We start from the raw sequence: 24,024 nt of genomic DNA on the forward strand, positions 1-24,024 counted from the left end.
CCTAGTGGGCGCGACGGCTTGCAAGACGAACGAGGCAGTTCAGCAGCAGCGCAATCCCCTGCAGCAACAGCAGCGTCATGCCGGCCGCCATGATCCCCTTAATGATGTAACGTGCCGGCAAGCCGGATGGCATCGGAGAGCCTTCCTTCAGCTCCCAGGAATAGGCCGCCAGCTTCCAGGCATGCCAGGTCACCAGTCCGGTGAAGGGCAGAAACAGCAGGACAAGCCCCAGCAGATTGACCCAGTCACGGCCGGAAGATGTCAGGCGGTTGTACAACAGGTCGACGCGCACATGCTCATCCGCCTGAAGTGCAAAGGCGAGACAGCACATCACCACGGTGGCATTGAGGTGCCACTGCAACTCCTCCAGCTCGATCAAGCCGATATCGAAGACGTAACGCAGAATAACGTTGACCAGAATGGTCAGCACCAGCAGCGGCAGGATCAGCGCCCCACTCTTGCCAATGATCACTGAAAGACGTTCAAGGCTTGCCGCCAAGGCTCGGATAGGCATGATCAACCTCCAAGACGATAACGGGGCGGGCAACCACCCGCCCCGTCAGGACTCAGTCGGATTTATGAGTGCTCCACAGGGACACTTTTTCACGGTAGGACTGCAATGAATCCCATACCCGCTTGAAGTCGGCATCGGCTGCCGCCTGCTCTGCCATCACCTCTTCGGTTGCCTGGCGGAACACCTGCATCACCTCTTCAGGGAAGGCCCGAACTTCAGTGCCTGCCGCCTTGAATTTGGCGATCGCTTCGGCGTTCGGAATGCTGGTAGACGTGATCGACCAGATATGGGTCTCGCGACAGGTATCTTCTATCAACCCACGCTGGGCTTCATCCATCGCATCCCATTTGCGCTTGTTGATGATCAGCTCATTAATGGCCGCGGGCTGATGCCAACCGGGCAGATAGTAGTACTTGGCCACCTTTTCAAAGCCCATGGCGGCGTCGATGGCTGGCATGGAAAACTCCGTCCCATCGATCACGCCACGCTCCAGATTGGGATAGATGTCACCGCCGCTGAGCAGAACAACCGAGGCTCCGGCCTTTTTCATCACCTCTCCAGCCAACCCTGCGAAGCGTATTTTCTTGCCCTTGAGGTCTTCAGCCGTATTGATCTCGAAGGTGTACCACCCCCCAGCCTCGGAGTCCATCAGGCCACAGGGCACGGGCACCACACCCTGTCTGGCATAGATTTCACGCCAGATATCCAGACCGCCACCATTGTAGAGCCAGCCGAGATAATCCATGGCATCCGGTCCAAAAGGGACACCGCCAAAGAGCTGCACGGCCGGGAAGCGACCCGCCACGTAAAGCGGCGAGGTATAGCCGGCATCAAGACTGCCCTGCTGTACCGCATCGAAGATCTGCAACGGCGGTACCAGCTTGCCCGCCGAGTAAAGCTTGACCTTGAGACTGCCTTCTCCCTTGGCATTGATCCGCTCGGCAAAGTGAGCGGCATTCTGACCACTGGCCGGCAGCGTCAGCGGCCAGGCACTCTGAACATCCATGGATACCCTGGCCGCCTGCGCCCCTGTTACGTAGAGGGCAGCCATGACCGCTACGCTTAGCACTCGCATCTTCTTCATGGTTTCTCTCCCTGATTGAAGCCCTGACTAACCTGCGAAACCTTTCTGCAACAGTTGAAGGCTTTCTTTGAGTACCTGCTGTTGATCTGTACTCAGGCAGGACATGGCCTGCTTTTCATGCTCGATGGCCTTATCCAACAGCTGAGTCGCCAGTTGCTGTCCCTTGTCGGTCAAAGCGAAGCCCTGGTCGGTTACCTGCAGCAAGCCCTTGTCCTGCAGCCATTCCCCGGTATCTGCCAATTCCTTCATCGGCTGGGACACGAAGCGGCTGATTTGCTCCTGCGCCATCGGCTGGCCATCTGCCAGTAGCGTGAGCACTCGCCACTCCTCGGCGGTAACACCGTAATGGCTGAGCTGCGGATAAAAATCCGCTGCGTAGGCATTGAGTGTCTGGCGCAGCTGATACAGCAGGTAATCCCCCAGGAAACCACGTGCTTCCAGTGACTCCGTCGGTGCCTGCATCGCCGGATGGCTCTCAGGTACGGCGTAGCGGCCGTTATGGAACACCAGCGAGCTGACATTGTCTTCGTAGTGGTATTCAGTGACCTCTCCGACGATGATGAAGTGGTCGCCGCCTTCGTACACTTCCCAGGTCTTGCAGGCAAACCAGGCAGCCGTGTCAGGCAGCAAGGGTGCGCCATTGGAGCAATCGGTAGTCTTCACTCCAGCAAACTTGTCTTCGCCACGACGGGCAAAACCGTTTGACAGCTCGACCTGGTCATTACGCAGCACATTGATGGCAAAGCCGTTGCCCTTGGTAAAGGCGTCCAGGCTCCAGGCCCCCTTGTCGATACTCCAGAGCACCAGCGCCGGCTCAATCGACAGGGTGTTAAAGCTACTGGCCGTCATGCCGATCGGGTTACCCTCGGCATCTCGGGTGGTAATGACAGTTACGCCGGTCGGGAACTTGCCCAGCGCCCGACGAAAATCTTTGGGATCAAATGACATACGCTCTCTCCAGCATCAGGTCAGGGCGGTCAGGAAGCGCTCGTTGAGCTGGCGGTCATGATAGAAAATCGCCTTGCCCAGCTTGTCCGCATCCCAGGTAATCGGTTCGTGGTCAGGGTAGAAATAGTCACCGCCACAGAACACTTCGTTACGGTTGCCGGACGGATCAAAGAAATAGATGGTCTGGCCGTGGGTGATACCGTGACGGGTCGGGCCGATATCGATCGAGGTATCGGTCATCGAAATCAGGTCGCCCGCGCGCAACACATCTTCCCAGGTCTCCAGGAAGAAGGAGGCGTGGTGAAACTTGCCCGACTCAGGGTGATCGATGAAGGCGATATCGTGGGCCTTCATGCTGGTGGTCAGGAACTGTGCCACCCGCTTGCCATCCGGCGTCATCACCTGCTCACAGAGATCAAAGCCCAGCACCTCGCGAAACAGGTCATAGGTCTGATCCAGATTCGGGCCATACAACAGGCAGTGATCGAAACGCTGCGCCTTCATGCCCTTGAGGTCACGCGGCCAGGCTTCCGGGTTGTGATTACCGACGCCATAGCGGCCGGTCTGCTCCTTGGTGGCAAACAGCTCGAACTGGTGGCCTGTCGGTGCCTGGAAACGGATACGGCGACCACAATCCTTGAGCTCGCCTGCAGGAATTTCGTCAACCTCAACACCGTAGTCGGTCAACGCTCGCTGCAGTTCATCAAGGGTGGCTTCGTTGAGACACTTGAAGCCCATGAAATCCATACCCGGCTGGTCAGCCTCAACCAGCACAACGGAATACTTGTCCACTTCGGTCCAGCCTTTAAGGTAGACACGGCCCTGATCGTCTCGGTCCATTTCGATCAGGCCCAGCAGGTCCACGTAGTGCTGGAGCGCTTCATCCAGATCCAGTACGCGGATCTGTACGTGTCCTGGACGCATTACACCTTTCTTCATTGGGTTACCTCATCATTATTCTTATAGGTTGTCGCTTGAGTCCTAGCCCACTGCATTCGGCAGCATCAGGGACAGGGACGGAATGGTGATAATCAGCACCAGACGCACGATGTCAGCCAGCCAGAATGGCGTCACACCGCGGAAGATGGTGGACAGTTTTACATCAGGCACCACTCCGCGAAGCACAAAGACGTTCATGCCAACCGGTGGTGTGATCAGACTGATTTCCGTTACCACCACGACCAGAATGCCAAACCAGATCAGGTCGAAGCCCATCGCTTCCACCATCGGATAGAACACGGGTACGGTCAGCAGAATCATCGACATGCTTTCCAGCACGCAGCCGAGCAGCAGATACACGCCCACCAGAATCAGGATGACCATGAAAGGGCTGAAGCCGGACTCGGTCACCCAGTCCTTCAGCATCATCGGCATGCCGGTCAGGTTGATGAAGTTGGAGAAGATCACCGCGCCAATGACCAGGAAGAACAGCATCGCGGTTGTGCGTGCGGCATTGGTCAACGAACGCTGGAACATCTTGAAACTCAGCTTGCCGCTGAACAGTGCAATCAGGAACGCTCCCGAAGCACCGATACCCGCCGCTTCGGTGGGGGTGAAGATACCGGCATAGATACCGCCCATGACGATGATGAAGATCAGGTTGATCCCCCAGACGCCTTTCATCGAGATCAGGCGCTCTTTCCAGGTCGAACGTTTGCCGGCCGGCCCAATCTCGGGCTTCAGGCGGACTGCAAAGACCACCGCCAGCATGTACAGGATGACACCGATCAGCCCCGGGATCAGACCAGCAATGAACAGCTTGCCGATATCGCTTTCGGTCATCAGACCGTAGATCACCAGAATGACGCTGGGCGGAATCAGAATACCCAGTGTGCCACCGGCCGCAATGGCACCCGTGGCCAGGCTGTCGGCATACTTGTATTCACGCATGGAGGGCATCGCCACCTTGGACATGGTGGCAGCCGTTGCCATGGAGCTGCCGCATACAGCGGAAAATGCACCGCAGGAGACTACGGTTGCCAGTGCCAGACCACCCTTGAAGTGTCCCAGGAAGGCGTTGGCAGCACGGTAAAGTTCCTTGGACATCCCCGATTCCGTAATCAGGTTACCCATCAGCAGGAACAGTGGAACCACCGACAGGCCATAGGCCAGACCGGTATCGAACGCAGTGGATGCGATCATGTTTAGCGCGGTATCCCAGCCACGCGGATTGCCATAGGTCAGTTGCTGGACCAGTGCGAAACCGACCACACCAACAACCCCCATCGCAATCCCCAGCGGCACCCGGGCCAATATCAGCACCATCAGTGCCGCAAAGCCGATCAGACTTGCCTCCATTACTGCTCTCCTCTCGAGGTCTTGCCGTTTCGGTCAAACAGCAGCTTGATGAACAGGATCAGGGTGGACACCGAAGCGGTGACCGCCATCAGAAAGGCGAGCCAGGCATAGGGGATCTGGAGCACCGCCGTTGTATCTTCATATCGCAGCACCTTGAAGGCGTGCTCCCAGAGCATCCAGGAGAAAATGCCGAATGCCAGCACGTTGATCAGACCGACCAACCAGTACTGCACCGCACGGACCCGGTCACTCAGTGCCGAGTCGAGGATGTCCACAGCGATGTGGCCACCCTCAGCGGTAATCAGCGGCAATCCCAGAAAGATCACCGCTGCCAGCATCAACTCCGTCACCTCAAAGGCACCGGTCACCGGAGCCGAGAACAGGTAACGCCCCATGACATCCACCAGGGTCAGCGCCATCATCAAAAACATGACGAGAGCAGCTGTTCCATTCAGCAGCGTCTTGAGCACTCCCTCTCCACGATCCAGCCAACCATTGCTCTGTGTGCGAGTTGAGTTCATCGTTTACCCTCAGCGTGTTTGCGCCACAGCCTGCTCTTGGCTCAGCTTGCGGAACGCTTCCAGTGCCGCCTTGCCATCAACACCCAGCTCTGCAGCTGTTTTCAGCCACTCGGCTTCCATCGGTGCGCTGGCGTTGCGGATTTCGGTCAGGAAAGCTTCATTGGCGGTGACCACTTCATTGCCATTGGCCTTGATTGCTTCCAGACCCTTGGCATCCTGGGTATCCCACATCTGGCCAGCCAGACGAGCGAAGGCCTCACCGGAGACAGACTCGATCGCCTTCTGGTCCTCTTCAGGCAGATCCGCGAAACGGTCGCGGTTCATGACCAGGAAGAAGCTGAAGTTGTACAGACCACCCGGCACCAGTGTGGTGTGTGTAGTCTTGTCCTGAATGTTGAAAGCCGGTACAGACTCCAGCGGGAACAGGGTGCCATCGGCAACGCCACTGGACACCAGCTCATAGGTGCTGGAAGAAGGCTTCTGCAGCGTCACGGCACCCAGCTCGGTGGCGATGTCGTTCATGATGCCGCCACCGACACGCAGTTTCAGACCTTCGAGGTCAGAAGAAGCATTAACAGTGCGCTTGCTGTTGTGGATGTGGCCCGGACCGTGGGTGAACAGACCCAGCAGTTTGACGTCCTTGTGTTCGCCAGCCTGTTTCAGATAGTCGTTGTAGACATTCCAGTAGGCCACTGAAGTGCCCACGGCGCTGTTACCGCCGAACGGAAACTCAACCATTTTGTAGAGCTTGAAGCGGCCAGGCGTGTAGCCGTGCGCGCTGTAGGTGATATCGGCCTGACCTTCACGGGCGATATCATAATGAACCTTGGGGTGACCCAGCGCTGAAGGCAGCATGATGATCTTCACGCGCCCTTCGGTCGCTTCTTCGACACTTTCAGCCCAGGGCTTCATGACGTCCTTGACCAACGGGTGGCCGGACGGCAGCCAGGATGACATGGTCAGTCGCGTTTCAGCATTAGCCGTAGTAGCGGTGGTTGCCAGAAGTGCAAGAGTTGCAGATGCTGCAACACGGAGAATCGTTTTCATTGTTATCACTCCCCTATGGGTTTTGTTTCCGGTTAAACCGGTTTTTGCCGAGACTGGGTCACGACATGGGTTCATCAAATGGCTAAATATCCACAACCAGTCGGCTGCTCTTCGCTCTGGAGCAACAAAGCGCGATCTGGTCGTTATCCTCTTTCTCCTCATCGGTCAGGAAATGGTCACGGTGATCAGGAGTTCCCTCAATCACATCGCAGATGCAGGTGCCGCATACGCCCTCTTCGCAGGACATCTGAACCTTTACACCCGCCGCTTTCAGCGCGGTGGCGATGCTTTCGTTGGGTCCTACCTGAACGGTGACATCACTGGCTTCGGCGTACACCTCGAACGCCTCGCCACTGATGTCGACGTCGGCACTGAAGTATTCGAAATGGATCTGCTTCTCCGGCAAACCTGCCGCCTTGCCCTGCGCAATGACCCAATCCATGAAGCCGCTTGGGCCACAGACATACAGGTGTGATTCCGGGCGTGCTTCGGCCAGCGCCTTGGGATCGATACGACTCTCTTCGCCGGCATCATCGAAATGCAGCACCAGACGGTCGCCGAATTCGCGCTTAAGCTCATCCAGAAACGCCGCCTTGCTTTCACTGCGGCTGCAGTAGTGCAGTTCGAAAGACTTGTCGGCCGCCTTCAGCGCATAGGCCATGGCAATCATCGGCGTGATGCCGATACCACCGCCGATCAGCAGGCTGTGTTCCGCATCCATCTCCAGTGGGAAATGATTGCGCGGTGCGCTGACCTGAACCTGGGCACCGGCCTGCAATTCGGCATGGATCTGTCGTGAACCTCCGCGAGAATTGGGGTCGTTGAGAATGCCCAGACGATAGGTTGTTTCACCCGGCGCGTTGCTCAGGGAATACTGTCGGATCAGCTCAGGGGCCACCACCACATCGATGTGGGCACCGGCCTCAAAGGCCGGCAGCACGCTGCCGTCAGCCGCCGCCAGTTCAAACACCGCAATTTCGTCGGTCTGGTCATCGCGACGGGTTACCGTCACGTTGATAAGTGTGTTATCGATACTGCTAGTCATAGGTCTTGCCTCAGCGCATGAACAAGCCGCCGTTGATATCCAGAGTTGTACCGGTGGTGAAATAGGCCTCGGGACGTGCCAGCTGCACCACCATGTCGCCGATGAAATCGGCATCGCCCAGTTGCCCAACCGGGATGGCGCCCAGCAATGCGGGCAGCCGTTCTTCGGGCACCAGCGCTTTTACCATCGGTGAGTCGATCGGACCGGGAGCGACGGCATTCACCGTCACGCCACGGGCGGCAAGCTCCTTGGCAAACACCTTGGTCAGCGTCAGGATGCCGCCCTTGGAAGCAGCATAGTGAGCACCGGTCGAGGTGCCGCCGTTCTGTCCGGCCAGGGAGGACATATTGATAATGCGCCCGTAGCCCTGATCAGCCATGTAGCGTCCCATCACCTGACACCCCACGAAGGTGCCGCCCAGGTTGATGTTGACGATGTCGTTGAACTCTTCAGCCGAAATCTCCATGACCGGAGTCGCACGGGTCACGGCCGCATTGTTCACCAGCACATGGAGGGCACCCCAGCGGTTCAGGACCTGATCCAGTGCCGACTCAAAATCGCTTTTCAGCGCCACATTGAGGGTGACGGCCATAGCCGTTTCGCCACTGGCATCCAGCGCATCGGCCGCCTGCTGTGCCGCTTCGGCATTGATATCGCTGAGCACCACCCGGTAGCCGGCGTCATGAAGACGCCGGGCGATGTGGTTGCCCAGGCCCTGGGCGGCACCGGTGACCAGTGCCACCTGAGACTGTGCGGGTGTCGACATGACGGCCTCCTTAGAAGATGAAGCTGACAGTGCGCAGGAAGCCGTCAGCGTGCAGCAGCTTGACGACTTTCTGTTCCAGCTTGAAGCCATCAGAGGTCGGCTTCAGGGTGTATTCCACGTTGGCCGGATAGGTCACCAGCTTGCCGTGACGCAGCTCGTTCAGGGTCATGGCGCAACGCGCAATCACAACGTCATCACCGGCTTCCAGCACGCGCACTCGTGACATCATGCGAACAGTGTTACCCACGGACAGCGCCGAAACGGATTCTCCGTTTTCCAGTCGGGCGACACGCATGCGACGCATGTCGGCATCGTCCAGCGCCAGGTTCAGCGTGTTCAGGTAATCGGTCTCATTCAGGTCCGCCGGCACGATGTAGAGACCGGAATCGGTCCACAGCGACAGCCATTCCTGATAGCCCTTGTGATCCAGCAGGTCCGCTTCATAACCGATGAATTCGGTTACCTGTGCCAGCAGTTCAGTATTGGATTTCATCGCTTATTTCTCCTCTCCGGCGGCCATCATCTTCTTGTACTGGCGGTAGGCACCGCGCATGCCGGTTTCGGAGCACACCGCACCGGCCACATTGCCATCCTTGGATTCATGCAGGTTGTTCATCCCGCGGTTCACCAGAATCCAGCCGTCGGTGCCAGCCATGGCGCCCTTCTGAACACGCTCCCAGGCTTCGCCATCATCCGGAGTACCGAAGCCCATCGGGCCCTGGAAGTGCTCATGCAGACGCATGCGCTTGCGGTTGAACGCAGTGGGCGCACCTTCACCACCCAGTGCCACGTGCTGAATCTCGGTTTCGCCGACGCTGACCGGACGCAGTACACGGAAGAACGCCATCGAGCAGGACACATTCGGGAACAGGTTCAGGTTGAAACCGGTGCCATGTGCAGCGCGCACCAGCTTCTTGACCTCATCTTCAGACTTGCCCTCATCGCGCAGCGCCTGAGCAAGAGAAGCAAAGCGCTCCGGAATCGGCTGATCCAGGTCTTCTTCCAGGTCGACCAGCTGCGGAATCATCACCATCACGCTGTGGCCATTGCCCAGGTCTTCGACAAAGCCTTCACCATCAAGGAAGTCGAAAATGTCGGCGGTCGCCTCATCCAGCGAGCTCACAAACGACTTGTGCACGATCGGGAAGTGATAGGCATCGGTGGTGTTTTCCAGCTGGATCTTCCAGTTGCCCGGGAAGTTGAAGCGATGTTCGCCCAGCACCTTCACCGGATAGCCGCCACCCTGCTTCATGAACAGATCGATCCACTTCTTGGCTCCGCCCAGGAAATCTTCCAGCGGCTCGATACCGTCATTGAACGTGGCGAACACCATGCCCTGATAGGTTTCGACACGCAGGCTTTCCAGCGGCATATCGTTCTTGTCGAAGACACCGTCATACTCTTCCGGCTTCGGCAGTGCACGCAGACTGCCGTCCAGGCCATAGCCCCAACCGTGGTAAGGACAGGTGAACGCCTTGGTCTTGCCCTTGCGCGCCTCACATACCGTGGCACCACGGTGACGGCAGCGGTTCTGCAACACGTGCAGGTTCATCTTGCGGTCACGGCTGAGAATGACCGGCTGACGACCGATGTAAGCCGTCTTGAAGCTGCCGGCCTCCGGCACTTCGCTTTCATGACCAACAAAGACCCAGGTGTTGTTGAACACCTTGTCCAGTTCTTCTTCAAAGATCTCCGGGTTGGAGTAGAGGTCCTTGTGTACACGACCCTCTTCTACCATCTCAGCCGCTTTCAGGCTGATATTCTGCATTTCGATCAGTTCACTCATGGTCTTTTTCTCTTTATCAGGCTCGCTCGACGGTTTCTGCCGCCGTGCGCTTATTCTTCAGGTACCGGCAGTGGCTTTGGGTTGTCCCAGGGAGTCTCCACTGGGCGGTTGAAGCGACTGGTGGTACAGAAATGAGCGATCTTCCAGCGCTCGTCTTCCTTGCGAAAACGTACATTGAGCAGCGCACTGCTGAGCTGTGAGCGACCGTCCGTGAAGGTTGCGGTCTGCAGCAGCACCCAGGTCCCCTCGGCTTCGGTTTCGCTCAGCACCTTCACCTTTTCGGAGGTCAGAAAGTGCACGTTAAGTGCGAAATGTGCCGGCGGCTGGGTGTACTTCTCAAACATCGCCCTGACCGCTTCACGCCCTTCTCGACGACCAAAGGTCGCGGCATAACGCTTGCCTTTCCCTTCCCAGACGGCGTCTTCGGTAAACAGGGCCATCAGCGGATCCAGGTCGAACCCTTCATCCAGGTAGTCGCACAGCTGCATGTATTCATGCAGGCAGGCACTGACGTCACGGGCGGCTTCCAGGGCAGTGACTCGCTGACGCAGCTGCTCCAGTTCGGTCATTCGCTTGTCCTCAGGCACGCTGAACAATCAGTTCGCGGCCGATTCGCGCTTCAACCTTGGCATAGCGCCACAGCTTGTAGGGGCCCTTGCCGACTTCAGTGCTGCGGAACAGGTTGCAGCAGGCCACCACGGTGTCGTAATCCTGCACGTCTGCCAGCAGGTAAGTGGTCCAGGGATAGCCACTGGAGGGACCGACCATGCTCTGGTCATCATCCATGTTGCCGATCACCTCAACGCCATCCATGTCATGGATGCCATTCCACATTTCACCGAAAGCCGCCCATACATCGAGCTGCTCATCACGGGGCGCATCCATGAAGTTCTGGTTGATGCCCATGCAAAAAAGTACGCGCAGGGGTTTCTTGTCACTCATGGTGTGTCTCCTTGTTATTGTTCAGTTACAGGTAACCCGGCAACGGGTCGTGGCCAAAGAACATGGCACCGGCATTTTTAAGGGTGACCGCGCCCATGAAGGCATGCTGTGTCGCCATCATGGAGTCACGCAGAATGCGGGACAGCGGATGATCGTTGTAGGTGCTGGTCATACCGGCCACCTGATAGGCGATGCGGATGGCTTCAGCACATTCATGGGTCAGGTTGGTGGTCGCAAGGCGGACCAGATTGATCTGCTCACGCGAGGGTGTTCCGCCTGCCTGAATACTGTTCCATGCTTCTTCGGTTGCTTCGTAGAAGAAGGCACGAGAAGCACGAACCTTGGCTTCAGCCTTGGCGATTTCGATCTGGACATATTCACGCTCACCCAGATTCGGCGCGCCCGTGACAGACTTGCGGCCTGCGGCCATACCCTGAACCACATCCAGCGCTTCACGTGCCAGACCGGCAGTGGTCACGGACAGTACCTGAGCTGCGAAGGCCAGCGAGGGATAGCGGAAGAAATCAGAATCGATATTGGGCTTGCCGCCGCGCACGAAGGTCCACTCCTCCGGCACGAACACCTCTTCCACAACCAGATCGTGACTGCCGGTGGCGACCATGCCGATCACATCCCAATTGGGCTCGATCTTGACCTGGCTGGCAGGCATCACCGCCATCCGCGGCAACGGCTCGCCACCTTCAGGCTGAATGCCAACGCCGATCAGGGAGGCCCCCATGCAGCCACTACCAAACTTCCAGCGACCGCTGACAATGTAACCACCATCCACTTTTTTCGCGGGCTGGGTCGGAAAGATACCGCCGGCAAACACGATGTTCGGGGTCTCTGACCACACCTTGTCGATGGTTTCCGGCGGCAATGCTGCCAGATAGGCGGGATTCATACCGAAGCTGGCAACCCAGCCGGCCGACCCATCGGCAGCGGCCATCGCTTCGACCATCTGCAGAAATTCCATCGGGGTGCGCTCATCGCCTCCCAATGCCTTGGGGACCATTGCACGGTAAACACCGACATCCTTGAAGGACTCAATGATGTCCTGAGAGATGTACTTCTGATCTTCGAATTCCTGCCGGCGCTCACGCACCTCGTTCAGCAGGGCATCGAATACCGCTTCCCCACCCCAAAGGGATTTATCAATCTGATAACCAGGCATATCGCTCGGCTCCCGTATTTGTTGTCTTTATTGTTAGGCGGCCACGCAACCGCCTGAGGCCATCCGGCCAAGAACTCCCTGCGGTTCCAGGCAATTTTGGCGACTGCCATTTGCCTCGATAGCTGCACAAAGAATTTCACCTATCACTTGATTCGTCAACTAATTGGATGACACAAATCTAACCCATCAGGCCGCTCAAACACTGATAAGTCGACAAAAGCAAAGCGCATGCCAAAAAGAAAAAAATCGCCAAAATAACGATTAAAGAGTCACAAAAATCAACAAAAACAGCAAAAAACCGATAACAAAACCTTCACATGATTAAACTCGAAATACAAGAAAAACCATTTTTGATATGTATAGATCCCAAAAACGGATGACAATGAAGCTCGAAAATGGAGCAAAAACAAGAAAACGCACCAAAAAATTTCACTGCATTTCAAATCAGGATATACTTTCTAAATCAACTATTATCGACACCCGCGTTTCCAGTGTCCGATCCGGAGAGTCTTTTTCTCGATGAGCAATAAACGCAAAGCCGACATGTACGACCCGCTAAGCGATAACTTCAAACGACGGGAGTTTCCGTTTTACTGGGTTGCCCAGCTCAATGCGCGCTACACCCAGGAGATGGAGCGCCTGTTGAAAAAGGTCGATATGGATGTACCGCGCTGGCGTATCATCATGATTCTCAAGGAACACTCGGAACTGAGTATTTCGGAAATCGCCGATCACGCCGTCGCCAAACTGCCGACCACCACCAAGATTCTTTACCGGATGCGGGATGAAGGTCTGGTCATATTGAAGACCTCCCCCGAGGATGGGCGGGTAACGCTGGTTTCACTGACAGACAAGGGCCTGGATCGTTTGGAAGAAATTCGCGGCTCTGTCAGCCAGCTGTTCAAACGCAGTTTCAAGGGACTGACCTCTGCTCAAATCAGCCGTGCAAACACCCTGCTGGCCAAAATCTACGACAATCTGGTTCAGGGTGCCGACTGGAACTGAAGCGCCATAAAAAAGCCCGGGACGTTGCCCGGGCCAAAAGAGCTGATGAGAGGGGAACTCCGGATCAGTTACCGGAGGCGCGCATGTTCTGCACGCTGAACTTGTCCACCGGGCTCATTTCAGGATCCACGATCCCCTTGAACTGACCGGTAGTGCAGTGGTTGGCCTGAATATCGATCATGGTGAAAGCATCATCGATCGATACACCGGTACCCTTGTTCACCGGCAGGTGATGATCCGGATGCGCCTGGCCGATCACCCAGTTCTTCCACATGTCACCCTTGCGGTCATACACCACGGTACGCGGAATCGTGAACGTCTGAGCGTCCATGAAATGGGTACGCTTGCTGATCGGGTGGTTTTCGTCGACAGGTACGGAGTCAACTTCGTACACCTTACGCAGCTGCCAGGTGATGTTCGGGAAACAGCCACCCTTGCCGCCGAAAGCCACAACCTGATAGCCGTCATCGTCCTGATGAGTCTCGGCGTCCAGCGCAAGCTCGTTATGGTTGAAGAACGGCATCAGCATGTAGCGCGTGCCCTGGTAGTTCCACTTCATGTCACTGATGCGACCGTTGTAGCCCTCAAAGTCCTCGATCATGACGTCTGTCCCGAGGAAGGCATCAGTAGTCTGACCAGAAGACAGGCGACGCACTCGACGCTGGAAGCCCAGATACAGGTAGGCGTTGTCGACCTTGGTGTCATCCTCGAAGCGGTGGATCAACAGCTGGGTGTTCTTCACATCGAACGGTTCCAGTACCTGTGCGTAGATACCGCGGAAGAGCTCGGACGGGTTGGGCTCGATCTTCGGATAAGGCTCCTGGGATGTACGGTGAGTAAAGTTCAGGAAGTGGAAGTTGAACTTCAGCACACGCTCCTTCTTACCGCTTTCCATGTCACGCATGGTCCAGTAGAACGGCGCGATGGCAGCGGAGTCCCCCCAGTTGTAACCATACTTGTAGTTCCAGGCCAGTTTCTCACCCGCACGCGGGTCATCAGTGGAAGGCTCAGCCGGGAAAGGACGGCCGGCAACTGTCGGTGAGATCTCACCGTGACCGGCACCCAGTGCTACATCACCGGAGTACTTGCGGGTAGCCTCCACATAGCTCGGATGAAGATCGAAAGAGGTCGTTGCCCCCACCTTGATCTCGGTATCACCGTTCTTGATAAACCGGTACATGCCCGGGTCCAGCACGTCCTTGAACTGTTCGACATTACCCTGGTTGATGGTCATGCCTGCCTGAAGCCCTTCGAAAGTGGGCGCGCCATTTGCGTAAGGGTAAAAAGATTGCTGAATGATCTCTTCGGATACATCAGCCGCCTGAGCACCGGTCGCCACTGTCATGGCGATCGCGGCGGAGAGCAGTGTTTTCTTCAACATAATTCTTTTCCTTATTATCGAGTCCGTTGATCAGAAGCTGTATCGCACGGTCAGCTGAATTTCATCTTCTTCGTTGGCGACACCGATCGGGCCGTTGGTAAAGCGGGCCAGAGGTTCAAACTGAGCTGAGGAATCACCGAAAGCCGAAGCCACGCTCCACGGGAAGGTTTCATTGCCGCCGGTCTTGAAGTTCAGGCCGAGGTTAAACATCCAGTGGTTGTCCGGCGTCCAGGACACACTGGGCGCATAGACCGTGGACTTGGCCGCAAAGTCATGAGCAACGATGACCTGCGGGCTCAGGCGGTTGTTCATGTAGAAGCCCTTGAACAGCACGGTGGCGATCCAGTTATCCTCGTCATTCGGCATATCCGCCTCATGATCCAGGATGTGCTCACCGAACAGCTGCGTGGACAGCAGGAAGGCACTGCGGGTGCCCAGTTCCGGAATGATGATGTTCTTATCAAACCCGATTACGTACCGAAGCATGTCGGTTTCCTTGTGACCGTTGGTATCACGCGGCATCTCTTCGCCTTCGGTGTACGCCATTTCCAGACGCCAAACGGCATCCATATCCATGGAGTAGTAATCGATAGAACCACCAACCAGGTTAACCCGCGGGAACTTGATATCGAAAACGCCATCTGCAGCAGGTACAGGAGCACCCGGCGCCAGAGGACGGAAGTGCAGTGACGGCAACTGCTGGCGGTAAGTCAAAGCATTTACAGAGAAGGTTGCATCACCATAAACCCCTTCCCACTTCATGCCTAACTGTGTATTGGCGAGACTCCAGTTTGGTTCCTCGACATCATGAATGATGGGTACCGGCTGACTATAGGGGCCACCAGGGATCAGCTGAAGGTTGGCTGAAGAAGAGAAGAAACAGCCCGCATCCAGAATACGGTAGGACTGACCACAGGTACCCAGATTATTGGGACGGAACTTGTCGAAGTTCCACACCAGCGACAGGTTGGAATCGTCAAAAACACTGTTGGGCCCCATGCGCCACTCGGCCGTCAGCATCCACTGCGGAATACGGATATCCTCGAGCTCGTCATAGATATTGTGGCGAGAGTAATCCACCGGGTTGATCACATCCAGCACGCGGAACAGGTCGGTCTTGCCCCATACCACCTGCTGCTTGCCCAGTCTCACCGAGAGAATATCGCCGTTGTTCAGCTCCTTGTCGGCGCTGACGTATAGCTCACGAATGAAGTCCAGCTTGTCGTTGAATTCCGGGAACCTGGCATCGTTTTCATCATGATCCATGTAGCCGTCCAGGTTGCCACACAGAGTTGGATCATTCTCACACGGAAAGGAGACACCGGGTGTCAGGATTGCGGTGGAAGTATCCTGACCATGCCAGTTTTGGCCAAGGTAGGCATGCTGTGCATCCTTGCCAAACTCGTCGTCATTCAGGTCATACACACCGTCATAGGTGCCACGCAAAACGCCGTTCAGTTTCAGTGAGCGGAAAGTATCGGACTCGAAACGAGTTTCAAATTCCCCCTGCGCAGTGTTACGGAACTTGGAAATGCCGACGCCATCACGGTAGTAAGTGGCATTCTCGACAAAACCGGCCCAGGTGGTTTCGGCGGCTGCAGCCGGCAGGGCAATTCCTGTGCCCAAAGCTGCTGCTACGCCCAGAGCGAGATGAGAAAATGTCGTTGTTATTGTTTTCGACATGGGTGTTGGCCTCTTATGGTTTAAGCCTTGGTTGTCATGACAAGGGAAGCCGGAACTTCCTTTTCCTGTGGAGAGACTTCGCCTGCCCCCTCCACTGTCGCCTGCGTCTCCGAGGTGTCGGCGTGAATGACGCCATCCTCATCGGCATAGGCCTTGCAGATGAACTTGGGTTTGAACACCAGCACCCAGCTGGGTACCAGCAACATTGCCGCAGCGCCGTTCAGGACGACCATGACGATCAGCAGCAAGGCCGCTTCAGCCTGGAAACGCAGATCGGAAAGCACGACCCACATAACGATGCCGGCAATCAATGTGATAGCGGTAAAGCTCACAGCCAGACCGGTGGTGCGGATCGCTCGGCGCACGGCCGCGTGCAGATCACCCAGCGCCACCATTTCGGAGCGGATGCGGTCCATCATGTAGATGGAATAATCGATACCGATGCCGACACCAACAGCGATGATCGGCACGGTATTGGAGTTGATGCCCATTCCGCTCAAGCCCATGTAGGCATAGGTCAGCGTGGTTGCGAACAGCATGGCACCGAACATCATGGTTCCCGCCATGATGGAGGTGTAGAAAACGGTGACCATGACAAAGATGAGCAGGAACACCAGCGGCAGCACCCAGAGATTGGTCTCAAAAGCCGCTTCGTTCTGGGACGCGATAACACCGATAGTGCCGCCGGCCAAACGGATGGTCAGGCCATCCACCTTACCTTCGTTTTCGGCAATCCACTGTTTGGCGGTATGAACCGCACGACGCAGCGTTTCACCCTTGTGATCCTTGTAATAGAACACCAGGTTGGCGACACGCTCATCACTGTCAACGAACTCTTTCAACGCTCCCGGAATCGGGTTGGACATCATGTAGGTGAACATCAGGCCGCCGACGTACATGGGGTCATCCGGAATCTGCGCCCAGCGCGGATCGTTGTTGTGCAGCAGACGGTTCACCTGCTTGACCAGATCGGGAATACCCTTGGCACCGCCCACTCCCGGATCCAGCAGCATGTGGCGCTCAAGATCCGCCAGCGCCTTCAGCACCTCGGGACGTTTGATACCACCCGGCTCGTCGGTTTCGGCAACAATGTACATCTCCTCGGAGCCCGGGAAGCTGTCATTGATGGCCTTGGAGGAGCGGTTGTAATCATGATCCTGGTACAGAATCGGTGAGCCCGGCTCGGATTCTCCGATCACCACGTGGGACGAGAAATAGAAGCCCGCAGCCAACAGCAGGGCGGCTACTCCCAACGCTTTCCGGGCCGCTTTCTCACCGCTGATGAGATCGGCACAGACATATCCCACGTTACGGAACAGGTTATGCTTGATGCCGGTATTTTTCGGCTTCGGCAATACAGACAGCAGCAGCGGCACCGCCAGCAGCACCGTAATGATGATGCTCAGCGCCCAGATGGATGCGTAATGAGCCAGCTTGGTGTTGAGCGGAATCGAACCGATGGCTATCAGCAGCAGACCGATCGCATCGGATACCACTCCCAGGCTCCCCGGACGAAACAGGCTTTCGAACGTCAGGCGCGCAGCAACATGGTTGTTGTCGTGAGTGTTCAGCTCCAGATAGTAACGTTCGACCAGCTGGATACCGTGAGACATGGCACGTGCCGAAATCAGGAAGGGAATCACCAGGCTGAGCGGATCCAGGTTATATCCGAACAGCGAAATGATGCCGATACCCCAGATGGAGGAAACGATGACGCCCGCCAACGGGATGAAAATGCCATACGCCTTGCGGAAGTAGAACACCAGCAGCGACAACATGATCAGTGCGGTAAACAGGAAGATCTCTATGATCTGATCCAGATACTGGTAGGCCCAGCCCACCAGCATTGGCTGACCGGTCACGTGGATCTTGACGCCGTTGGCCGCTTCCTGCTCGCGCATCTTCTGAATATGCTCATAGGTGGCCGCATAATCCAGCTTCCCTTCGATCAGCTGCGCCTTGACCAGCGCCATGTGCAGATCAGGGCTGACCAGTGGTCCGAGCACGCGAGGGTCCGCAGCCACATCCTTGCGCAGATCATTCAGCTGAGTATCACTCAGATCAGTATGCTCGGGGTTGTAGTAGGGCTCCGAGTTAACGTTGCCTTCGGGTGTCAGCCAGACCTTGCGCGAATTGCGGTGGGTTACGCTGGTGACCAGGTTGTGGTCGACTCCTGGCAGGGAGTCCACGGCCTGGGTAATGCGGTGAATGCGCGCCAGAGCTTCGTTGTCAAAGATATCGTGTTCGGTGAACTCGACCCCGACGATGATCACGTTGGCACCGCCAAACGACTCCTTGATCTCGTTATGCAGCTCAATATACGGGTGCGTCTGAGGCAGAAGGTCCGCAAAATCGGAATACATCTTCACGCCCGGAATCTGCGCTGCAAACCAGATGGTGGCCAGCACAATCAGGGTGAGGATGGTTTTGGGGTAGTTGAACAGTTTCTGATCGAGGCTGTGCAACCAGTGAGTGGCCTTATGGGCACTGGCAGATCGTTTATCCATGATAGAACCGTCGTATTGTTATTTTTGGACAGACAGAGACAGCAGGGTGCCGGCTCCGCCAGCGACCAGCAGTTCGCCATTGGACTGCTCGATGGCTGAACGCAGCCAGACCGGCATTGCCGGTGCGCCGAGGCGCTGCCATTGCTCATCCGAACGGATCAGCAAGGTGCCGTTCTCACCCATTGCAAACAGACCGGAATCGGTTTGAGCAATGCCATAGAGCGGAGCGACAACCGGGGTACTCTCGGCCTCCCAACTCTGCCCTCCGTCACGGGTATGCAGGATCATGCCGTCCAGGCCCACAACCCAACCGGTTTCACGTGAACTGAAATGCGCGGCCTGGGGGTAGAAATCGTCAGGAATATAATCGAGTGTCTCCCAGCTCTGACCTCCATCATCCGTGCGGGCAACGACACCAAACTCCCCGGTGACATAACCGGTTGACCGATCCAGGAACTGGATGGAGCTGAGCATCGCATCCTCGTTCAAGCTGTTCTCGGACCAGTTTTGCCCCCCGTCACGACTGACCATGAGCGTGGAGAAACTGCCCACGGCCCAGTAGCTGCCATCAAGGGCACACTCGGCATCCAGCATGTTCTCGGGAGTCGGAATATCGGAGCGGCGCCATTGCTGCGCGTTGACGTCTGCCATCCAGAGCTGACGCTCAAAACTCAGCGCGATCAGGCTGCCATCGGGGCAGGCTTCCACATCGATAAGATTGGGTTCACCTTCCAGCACCTGACGCTGCCAGGGAGATTCGGCATTCGGGCGGGTCAGCACCAGACCATTACTGCCCACTGCGACCTGAACCTTTTCGGTTGCGGCCAGCGACTGAATCTGATCAGTACGGCGAACGGACTTGTCCAGTTCCTGTTCGACACCTGACAGGTTGAGAGGGGCTTCACAGGCGGACAGAAGAAATGCACAACCACCCAGCGTCAGCGCCTGCATTAGACGACTTCTCTTCCGGGCGACATTTTGGAGTGGCAGACGCTTGACTACACGGCTGCCCACATGGGTTTCTGCTTCTGATTTCATCATTTGTTGTTCTTCTGGATGAATGGGCACGAATGTTCGGCTTCAACCAGATACAGCAACCCCTGTGCCAGAATTCACCATCAAGGCCAAAAACAAAACACATCCCTTTATAAACAATATGTTAGAAAAGCAAAAACCAGTAGCACGACCATTCAATTCAACACTGCCTGCTCAGATCATCAATTCCAATTGATCAAATCATCAAAGAGTCTGTGGATAATTGCGCAAATCGTTAACTGTATTTTTCGGAAGACAAAAACCTTAACCCGTCACCGCGCTCCCTATTCCGGGAGCACTGCAGATCTCGGGAGGCGAATAAAAATCAAAAGGGTTATTTGCTTATTACATATTAGTCTTTACGTAATATTGATCGATAGCTGAAAAGACTTAGGATGGCCCCCCTTCAATCGGGCACGTTGTCACGACAGCGAGGGCTCGGCCGTTTTACCCTTTTGGAAGTACCAATGAACAAAGTTGAAAACCTGAGCGGATTTCTGCTCCTGACAGTCATTCTGATCGCCGGCGGCTCGGCACTGGAGCCCGATATCTTCTTCCGCCTGCTGATCGGCCTGGGCTTGGGCTATGCCCTGACGCGTGCCGCCCTCGGTTTTGCCGGCAGCGTGAACCGCGCCTACCGCGCGGGCTCAACCAAGTTGATGCGCGCGCTGATGCTGATGTTCACCGCCACCGCCATCGCCTCCACTGCCTTCCTCTACAATCAGAACCCGCGCGACCTTGATCTATGGGTCAACCCGATCAACGCTGGACTGATCCTGGGCGGCCTACTGTTCGGTTTTGGCATGTCCTTCGCCAGCTGCTGTGCGTCAGGCGTCTTGACCTATTTCTCCAGCAACCTGACACGCCCGGCACTGATCCTGACCTGCTTCGGTGCAGGCGTTTTTCTGGGCTTCCCGCTGCAGGCGACTCAGCCCTGGATCACCGACACGTTGATCTCGACCCAGACCTATGCCAATCAGGGCGTCTACCTGCCGGACCTGTTCCCCAGCGATCCAATGAAAGGCTATTTCGGTGCGATCGTTCTGACCGCGCTGCTGGCGGCTAGCGTCAGCTGGCTGGCGCATCGATATGAGCAACGCCGTCGCCGCAACAATACCTATATCGGCGTGGCTGCCGAGCACGCACAGGCCGTACAGCAGCCCCATAATTTGGGTGAGCACCCTTTCTTCAGTCGTCAGACCTATGAAGCACTGTTTGTTTCCCGCTGGTCGATGACCACCGGCATCGCCGTTATTGTGATCCTGTTTGTCCTGCTGATGGGGGTGACCGGTGCCGGCTGGGGTGCGTCCACTCCATTCGGTTTGTGGTTTGGCCGCCTGCTGATTGCCTTCGGCGCCGATCCGGCAGCCATCGCCGAATTCACTCACCGTCCGGTACAGGCATTCACCATGCCGTTCTTCAGTCATCCGGTAAATGTACAGAACATCGGTATCATGCTGGGCTCTGTAGTATCTCTGCTGCTGGCCGGACGTTTCTTCAGCGGCATGTCGAAAATGCGCCTGAGCCTGAAGGAAGCCATGCTACTTGTCATCGCCGGTCTGGCGATGGGGCTGGGCACTCGTTTTGCCAACGGCTGCAACGTGGGTGCCCTGTTCACCCCGATCGCCAACTTCTCCCTGTCAGGCTGGATCTTCCTGGTATTCATGGTCGCAGGCGGCGTGATTGGCAATATCACCGGCAAGCGCCTGCAACAGGCATGAACCGGGATACCCTAATCGTCGCTTGAAAAATCGGCGTAACACCCACATGATCTGTAATACATATTACAGATCATGTGGAGTGACCGATGCCAACCCTGTTTGATCCGCTCCGTGCAGGTGCCTTGAACCTGCGCAACCGAATCGTCATGGCCCCATTGACACGCTGCCGTGCCGAAGCCGATCGCGTCCCCGGCGAACTGATGGTGGAGTACTACCGCCAGCGCGCCAATGCTGGCCTGATCATTTCAGAGGCCACTTCCATCACGCCAATGGGCGTCGGCTACCCTGACACTCCAGGGATCTGGTCCGAGGCACAGGTCGAAGGCTGGAAAAAAGTGACGGATGCCGTGCATGCCGAAGGTGGCCTGATCATCCTGCAGCTCTGGCATGTGGGACGCATCTCCCACCCCAGTTACCTGAACGGTGAAACACCGGTCGCGCCCAGCGCCATTCGCCCGGATGGCCATGTCAGCCTGATCCGCCCCAAGACCCCCTATGTCACGCCGCGCGCGCTGGAAACCGATGAAATCCCGGCCATTATCGAGGCGTACCGCAAGGGTGCCGAAAATGCCAAGCGAGCGGGCTTTGACGGGGTCGAGATCCACGGTGCCAACGGCTATTTGCTGGAGCAGTTCCTGCTGGACGGTACCAATCATCGCAGCGACCAGTATGGCGGCTCTCTTGAGAACCGGGCACGCCTGATGCTGGAAGTTACCGATGCGGTGATATCCGTCTGGGGTGCCGATCGCGTCGGCATGCACCTGTCACCACGAGCCGATTCCCACTATGTCAGCTGCAGTGATCGCGAACTCACTTACGGTTATGTTGCCGAAGCCCTGGGCAAACGCGGGCTGGCCTTCATCTGCACCCGTGAGCACGTGGCTGACGACAGCATCAGCCTGATGCTGAAGGAAAAGTTTGGCGGGGTATACATCGCCAACGAAAGCTTTACCGCTGAATCTGCCCAGAATTATGTCGCTGACGGGCATGCAGATGCCGTGGCCTTCGGCAAACCCTACATTGCCAATCCCGATCTTGCTGTTCGCATCGCTCAAGGCGCCGACTGGAATGAGCAGGATCCCGCCACCTTCTATGCCTCCACTGCAAAAGGCTATACCGACTATCCGGCCTTGAGCTGAGGTCCAAATGAAAACGCCCCTCGAACGAGGGGCGTTTTTGCAGACTGGATTAAGCGCCTGCTGGATCAGGTCAGTGCGGTCAGGAAGCGCTCATTGAGCTGACGGTCATGGTAGAAAATCGCCTTGCCAAGCTCACCGGCATCCCAGGTCACCGGTTCATGGTCCGGATAGTGGTAGTCTCCACCACAGAACACCTCGGTACGGTTACCGGACGGATCAAAGAAATAGATGGTCTTGCCGTGGGTCAGGCCATGACGGGTCGGGCCGATATCGATGGAGGTATCGGTCATCGAGATCAGGTCAGCGGCGCGCAGCACATCTTCCCAGGTATCGAGGAAGAAGGACGCATGGTGGAACATGCCCGGTTCTGGATGATCAATGAATGCCACGTCGTGAGCCTTCATGGAAACGGTCAGGAACTGCGCAACGCGCTTGCCATCGGGCGTCAGCACCTGCTCGGCCAGATCGAATCCCAGCACATCACGGAACAGTTCCAGCGTACGATCAAGGTCTGTACCGTACAGCAGGCAGTGGTCAAAGCGGGTCGCCTTCATGCCTTGCAGGCCGCGTGGCCAGGCTTCAGGATTTCTGTTGCTCAAACCCCACTTGCCGGTCTGTTTCTTGGTGGCATAAAGTTCGAAACTATGACCACTCGGTGCCTGGAAGCGCAGGCGACGGCCACAGTCCTTCAGCTCGCCTTCGGGCACGACTTCTACTTCACAACCGAACTCAGTCAGCCCCTTGTGCAACTCATCCAGCGCCTCTTCACTGACGCACTTGAACCCCATGAAGTCCATACCCGCACGGTCAGCTTCACGCAGTACTACGGAATACTTGTCCACCTCTGTCCAGCCTTTGAGATAGACACGCCCCTGGTCGTCACGATCCATTTCGATCAGGCCCAGGAGGTCAACATAGTGCTTGAGAGCCTCATCCATATCCAGAACTCGAATCTGAACGTGTCCCGGACGCATTACACCTTTCTTCATGTTCTTCACCTTTTATTGTTCTATTGGCCAGACTGGTCCGCCGCATGACAGCTGGTGCCGATTTCAGGCGGATCCGGTTCAATCACAAGATCACTTCGGGCAAACACCCGGCAAGCCAGCACCGTGCCTTCGGCTTCCTGTTCTGGTGAAATCCAGGCACGGCTCATTCGTTTGCTGAAATACTCCCCCTGCACAATACGGATGCGGCACTTGCCACAACCGCCACCACGACAGCCCACAGGTATCAGGCGCTGCCCGGCACGCTCCATCGCTACCAGCACACTGATATCAGGACTGGCCTTGAAGCTTTCAACCTCTTCATTGAGGGCGATGTGATGAACTGTCTGCACCTCCGAGTCGGGACGTGCTTCATTATTGTTATGCATTGTTCGTCCTCGTTTCCTGCCCAGCAGGGCAACAACTCTGTCTCGATCATCGG

Annotated in this window: 23 protein-coding genes; 3 read left to right on the plus strand and 20 right to left on the minus strand. The window is 56.5% G+C overall.

Annotated elements, in window-relative coordinates; genetic code table 11:
• Position 1: 1 nt before the first annotated feature.
• The 14 genes from LN244_RS11485 to LN244_RS11550 form a co-directional block, all read right to left on the minus strand.
• On the minus strand, positions 2-514 hold the full coding sequence (locus tag LN244_RS11485; protein ID WP_239039928.1) for a TRAP transporter small permease subunit: 513 nt from the start codon (positions 512-514) through the stop codon (positions 2-4).
• 52 nt (positions 515-566) lie between these two features.
• Complete coding sequence (locus LN244_RS11490) at positions 567-1,598, minus strand: TRAP transporter substrate-binding protein (protein WP_239039929.1); 1,032 nt, start codon at positions 1,596-1,598, stop codon at positions 567-569.
• Between the two features lie 27 nt (positions 1,599-1,625).
• Positions 1,626-2,546, minus strand: coding sequence for a flavin reductase (locus tag LN244_RS11495; RefSeq protein ID WP_239039930.1), 921 nt, complete (start codon positions 2,544-2,546; stop codon positions 1,626-1,628).
• 15 nt (positions 2,547-2,561) lie between these two features.
• Positions 2,562-3,485 carry a catechol 2,3-dioxygenase gene (locus LN244_RS11500; protein ID WP_239039931.1) on the minus strand — a complete coding sequence of 308 codons (924 nt, stop codon included), beginning with the start codon at positions 3,483-3,485 and terminating at the stop codon, positions 2,562-2,564.
• 42 nt (positions 3,486-3,527) lie between these two features.
• Positions 3,528-4,844 (minus strand): TRAP transporter large permease, encoded by a 1,317-nt coding sequence (locus LN244_RS11505; protein ID WP_239039932.1) that lies wholly within the window; start codon positions 4,842-4,844, stop codon positions 3,528-3,530.
• The gene (locus LN244_RS11510; protein WP_239039933.1) at positions 4,844-5,365 is read right to left on the minus strand and encodes a TRAP transporter small permease; all 522 of its coding nucleotides are present in this window, start codon (positions 5,363-5,365) and stop codon (positions 4,844-4,846) included. The genes LN244_RS11505 and LN244_RS11510 overlap by 1 nt, the downstream gene beginning before the upstream one ends.
• 9 nt (positions 5,366-5,374) lie before the next feature.
• Positions 5,375-6,412, minus strand: coding sequence for a TRAP transporter substrate-binding protein (locus LN244_RS11515; protein ID WP_239039934.1), 1,038 nt, complete (start codon positions 6,410-6,412; stop codon positions 5,375-5,377).
• Positions 6,413-6,494: 82 nt separating this feature from the next.
• Entirely contained in the window at positions 6,495-7,457 is a 963-nt protein-coding gene (locus LN244_RS11520) for a PDR/VanB family oxidoreductase (RefSeq protein ID WP_239039935.1), read from the minus strand.
• Positions 7,458-7,467: 10 nt separating this feature from the next.
• Positions 7,468-8,223: an SDR family NAD(P)-dependent oxidoreductase gene (locus LN244_RS11525; protein ID WP_239039936.1), complete on the minus strand. Its 756-nt coding sequence runs from the start codon at positions 8,221-8,223 to the stop codon at positions 7,468-7,470.
• Between the two features lie 10 nt (positions 8,224-8,233).
• Complete coding sequence (locus LN244_RS11530; RefSeq protein ID WP_239039937.1) at positions 8,234-8,716, minus strand: aromatic-ring-hydroxylating dioxygenase subunit beta; 483 nt, start codon at positions 8,714-8,716, stop codon at positions 8,234-8,236.
• Positions 8,717-8,719: 3 nt separating this feature from the next.
• Entirely contained in the window at positions 8,720-10,009 is a 1,290-nt protein-coding gene (locus tag LN244_RS11535; RefSeq protein ID WP_239039938.1) for an aromatic ring-hydroxylating oxygenase subunit alpha, read from the minus strand.
• Between the two features lie 50 nt (positions 10,010-10,059).
• Positions 10,060-10,578, minus strand: a complete 519-nt coding sequence (locus LN244_RS11540; protein WP_239039939.1) for a nuclear transport factor 2 family protein — start codon at positions 10,576-10,578, stop codon at positions 10,060-10,062.
• Positions 10,579-10,588: 10 nt separating this feature from the next.
• Entirely contained in the window at positions 10,589-10,951 is a 363-nt protein-coding gene (locus LN244_RS11545) for an IacB protein (RefSeq protein WP_239039940.1), read from the minus strand.
• A 25-nt stretch (positions 10,952-10,976) separates the two neighbouring features.
• Complete coding sequence (locus tag LN244_RS11550) at positions 10,977-12,125, minus strand: acyl-CoA dehydrogenase family protein (protein WP_239039941.1); 1,149 nt, start codon at positions 12,123-12,125, stop codon at positions 10,977-10,979.
• Positions 12,126-12,644: 519 nt separating this feature from the next.
• Between LN244_RS11550 and LN244_RS11555 the strand changes: the two genes are divergently transcribed.
• A complete protein-coding gene (locus LN244_RS11555) occupies positions 12,645-13,130 on the plus strand; it encodes a MarR family winged helix-turn-helix transcriptional regulator (RefSeq protein ID WP_239039942.1) in 486 nt (161 codons plus the stop codon).
• A gap of 64 nt (positions 13,131-13,194) precedes the next feature.
• Here the strand turns inward: LN244_RS11555 and LN244_RS11560 are convergent, their stop codons facing one another.
• From LN244_RS11560 to LN244_RS11575, 4 genes are read right to left on the minus strand one after another with little or no spacing between them, the layout of a single operon-like run.
• Positions 13,195-14,511 (minus strand): DUF1329 domain-containing protein, encoded by a 1,317-nt coding sequence (locus tag LN244_RS11560; RefSeq protein WP_239039943.1) that lies wholly within the window; start codon positions 14,509-14,511, stop codon positions 13,195-13,197.
• 30 nt (positions 14,512-14,541) lie between these two features.
• A complete protein-coding gene (locus LN244_RS11565) occupies positions 14,542-16,194 on the minus strand; it encodes a DUF1302 family protein (protein ID WP_239039944.1) in 1,653 nt (550 codons plus the stop codon).
• A 20-nt stretch (positions 16,195-16,214) separates the two neighbouring features.
• Positions 16,215-18,701, minus strand: coding sequence for an efflux RND transporter permease subunit (locus tag LN244_RS11570; protein ID WP_239039945.1), 2,487 nt, complete (start codon positions 18,699-18,701; stop codon positions 16,215-16,217).
• An 18-nt stretch (positions 18,702-18,719) separates the two neighbouring features.
• A complete protein-coding gene (locus tag LN244_RS11575) occupies positions 18,720-19,742 on the minus strand; it encodes a WD40/YVTN/BNR-like repeat-containing protein (RefSeq protein ID WP_239039946.1) in 1,023 nt (340 codons plus the stop codon).
• 461 nt (positions 19,743-20,203) lie between these two features.
• Here LN244_RS11575 and LN244_RS11580 point away from each other — a divergent pair, with 461 nt between their 5' ends.
• On the plus strand, positions 20,204-21,457 hold the full coding sequence (locus LN244_RS11580; RefSeq protein ID WP_239039947.1) for a YeeE/YedE family protein: 1,254 nt from the start codon (positions 20,204-20,206) through the stop codon (positions 21,455-21,457).
• An 86-nt stretch (positions 21,458-21,543) separates the two neighbouring features.
• On the plus strand, positions 21,544-22,596 hold the full coding sequence (locus LN244_RS11585; RefSeq protein ID WP_239039948.1) for an alkene reductase: 1,053 nt from the start codon (positions 21,544-21,546) through the stop codon (positions 22,594-22,596).
• 65 nt (positions 22,597-22,661) lie between these two features.
• On the opposite strand, the gene LN244_RS11590 is transcribed toward LN244_RS11585, so the two are convergent.
• Both LN244_RS11590 and LN244_RS11595 read right to left on the minus strand, forming a co-directional pair.
• Positions 22,662-23,585 (minus strand): catechol 2,3-dioxygenase, encoded by a 924-nt coding sequence (locus LN244_RS11590; protein ID WP_239039949.1) that lies wholly within the window; start codon positions 23,583-23,585, stop codon positions 22,662-22,664.
• Between the two features lie 20 nt (positions 23,586-23,605).
• Positions 23,606-23,971 (minus strand): 2Fe-2S iron-sulfur cluster binding domain-containing protein, encoded by a 366-nt coding sequence (locus LN244_RS11595; RefSeq protein ID WP_239039950.1) that lies wholly within the window; start codon positions 23,969-23,971, stop codon positions 23,606-23,608.
• Between the last annotated feature and the right edge of the window lie 53 nt (positions 23,972-24,024).

It is taken from the genome of Marinobacterium sediminicola (genome assembly GCF_022343685.1).
Classification (GTDB): Bacteria; Pseudomonadota; Gammaproteobacteria; order Pseudomonadales; family Balneatricaceae; genus Marinobacterium; species Marinobacterium sediminicola.

Excerpts from the sequence above, each read along its gene's own strand:
- LN244_RS11485 (WP_239039928.1), bottom strand. The coding sequence starts at position 514 with ATGCCTATCCGAGCCTTGGCGGCAAGCCTTGAACGTCTTTCAGTGATC.
- LN244_RS11490 (WP_239039929.1), bottom strand. The coding sequence starts at position 1,598 with ATGAAGAAGATGCGAGTGCTAAGCGTAGCGGTCATGGCTGCCCTCTAC.
- LN244_RS11495 (WP_239039930.1), bottom strand. The coding sequence starts at position 2,546 with ATGTCATTTGATCCCAAAGATTTTCGTCGGGCGCTGGGCAAGTTCCCG.
- LN244_RS11500 (WP_239039931.1), bottom strand. The coding sequence starts at position 3,485 with ATGAAGAAAGGTGTAATGCGTCCAGGACACGTACAGATCCGCGTACTG.
- LN244_RS11505 (WP_239039932.1), bottom strand. The coding sequence starts at position 4,844 with ATGGAGGCAAGTCTGATCGGCTTTGCGGCACTGATGGTGCTGATATTG.
- LN244_RS11510 (WP_239039933.1), bottom strand. The coding sequence starts at position 5,365 with ATGAACTCAACTCGCACACAGAGCAATGGTTGGCTGGATCGTGGAGAG.
- LN244_RS11515 (WP_239039934.1), bottom strand. The coding sequence starts at position 6,412 with ATGAAAACGATTCTCCGTGTTGCAGCATCTGCAACTCTTGCACTTCTG.
- LN244_RS11520 (WP_239039935.1), bottom strand. The coding sequence starts at position 7,457 with ATGACTAGCAGTATCGATAACACACTTATCAACGTGACGGTAACCCGT.
- LN244_RS11525 (WP_239039936.1), bottom strand. The coding sequence starts at position 8,223 with ATGTCGACACCCGCACAGTCTCAGGTGGCACTGGTCACCGGTGCCGCC.
- LN244_RS11530 (WP_239039937.1), bottom strand. The coding sequence starts at position 8,716 with ATGAAATCCAATACTGAACTGCTGGCACAGGTAACCGAATTCATCGGT.
- LN244_RS11535 (WP_239039938.1), bottom strand. The coding sequence starts at position 10,009 with ATGAGTGAACTGATCGAAATGCAGAATATCAGCCTGAAAGCGGCTGAG.
- LN244_RS11540 (WP_239039939.1), bottom strand. The coding sequence starts at position 10,578 with ATGACCGAACTGGAGCAGCTGCGTCAGCGAGTCACTGCCCTGGAAGCC.
- LN244_RS11545 (WP_239039940.1), bottom strand. The coding sequence starts at position 10,951 with ATGAGTGACAAGAAACCCCTGCGCGTACTTTTTTGCATGGGCATCAAC.
- LN244_RS11550 (WP_239039941.1), bottom strand. The coding sequence starts at position 12,125 with ATGCCTGGTTATCAGATTGATAAATCCCTTTGGGGTGGGGAAGCGGTA.
- LN244_RS11555 (WP_239039942.1), top strand. The coding sequence starts at position 12,645 with ATGAGCAATAAACGCAAAGCCGACATGTACGACCCGCTAAGCGATAAC.
- LN244_RS11560 (WP_239039943.1), bottom strand. The coding sequence starts at position 14,511 with ATGTTGAAGAAAACACTGCTCTCCGCCGCGATCGCCATGACAGTGGCG.
- LN244_RS11565 (WP_239039944.1), bottom strand. The coding sequence starts at position 16,194 with ATGTCGAAAACAATAACAACGACATTTTCTCATCTCGCTCTGGGCGTA.
- LN244_RS11570 (WP_239039945.1), bottom strand. The coding sequence starts at position 18,701 with ATGGATAAACGATCTGCCAGTGCCCATAAGGCCACTCACTGGTTGCAC.
- LN244_RS11575 (WP_239039946.1), bottom strand. The coding sequence starts at position 19,742 with ATGATGAAATCAGAAGCAGAAACCCATGTGGGCAGCCGTGTAGTCAAG.
- LN244_RS11580 (WP_239039947.1), top strand. The coding sequence starts at position 20,204 with ATGAACAAAGTTGAAAACCTGAGCGGATTTCTGCTCCTGACAGTCATT.
- LN244_RS11585 (WP_239039948.1), top strand. The coding sequence starts at position 21,544 with ATGCCAACCCTGTTTGATCCGCTCCGTGCAGGTGCCTTGAACCTGCGC.
- LN244_RS11590 (WP_239039949.1), bottom strand. The coding sequence starts at position 23,585 with ATGAAGAAAGGTGTAATGCGTCCGGGACACGTTCAGATTCGAGTTCTG.
- LN244_RS11595 (WP_239039950.1), bottom strand. The coding sequence starts at position 23,971 with ATGCATAACAATAATGAAGCACGTCCCGACTCGGAGGTGCAGACAGTT.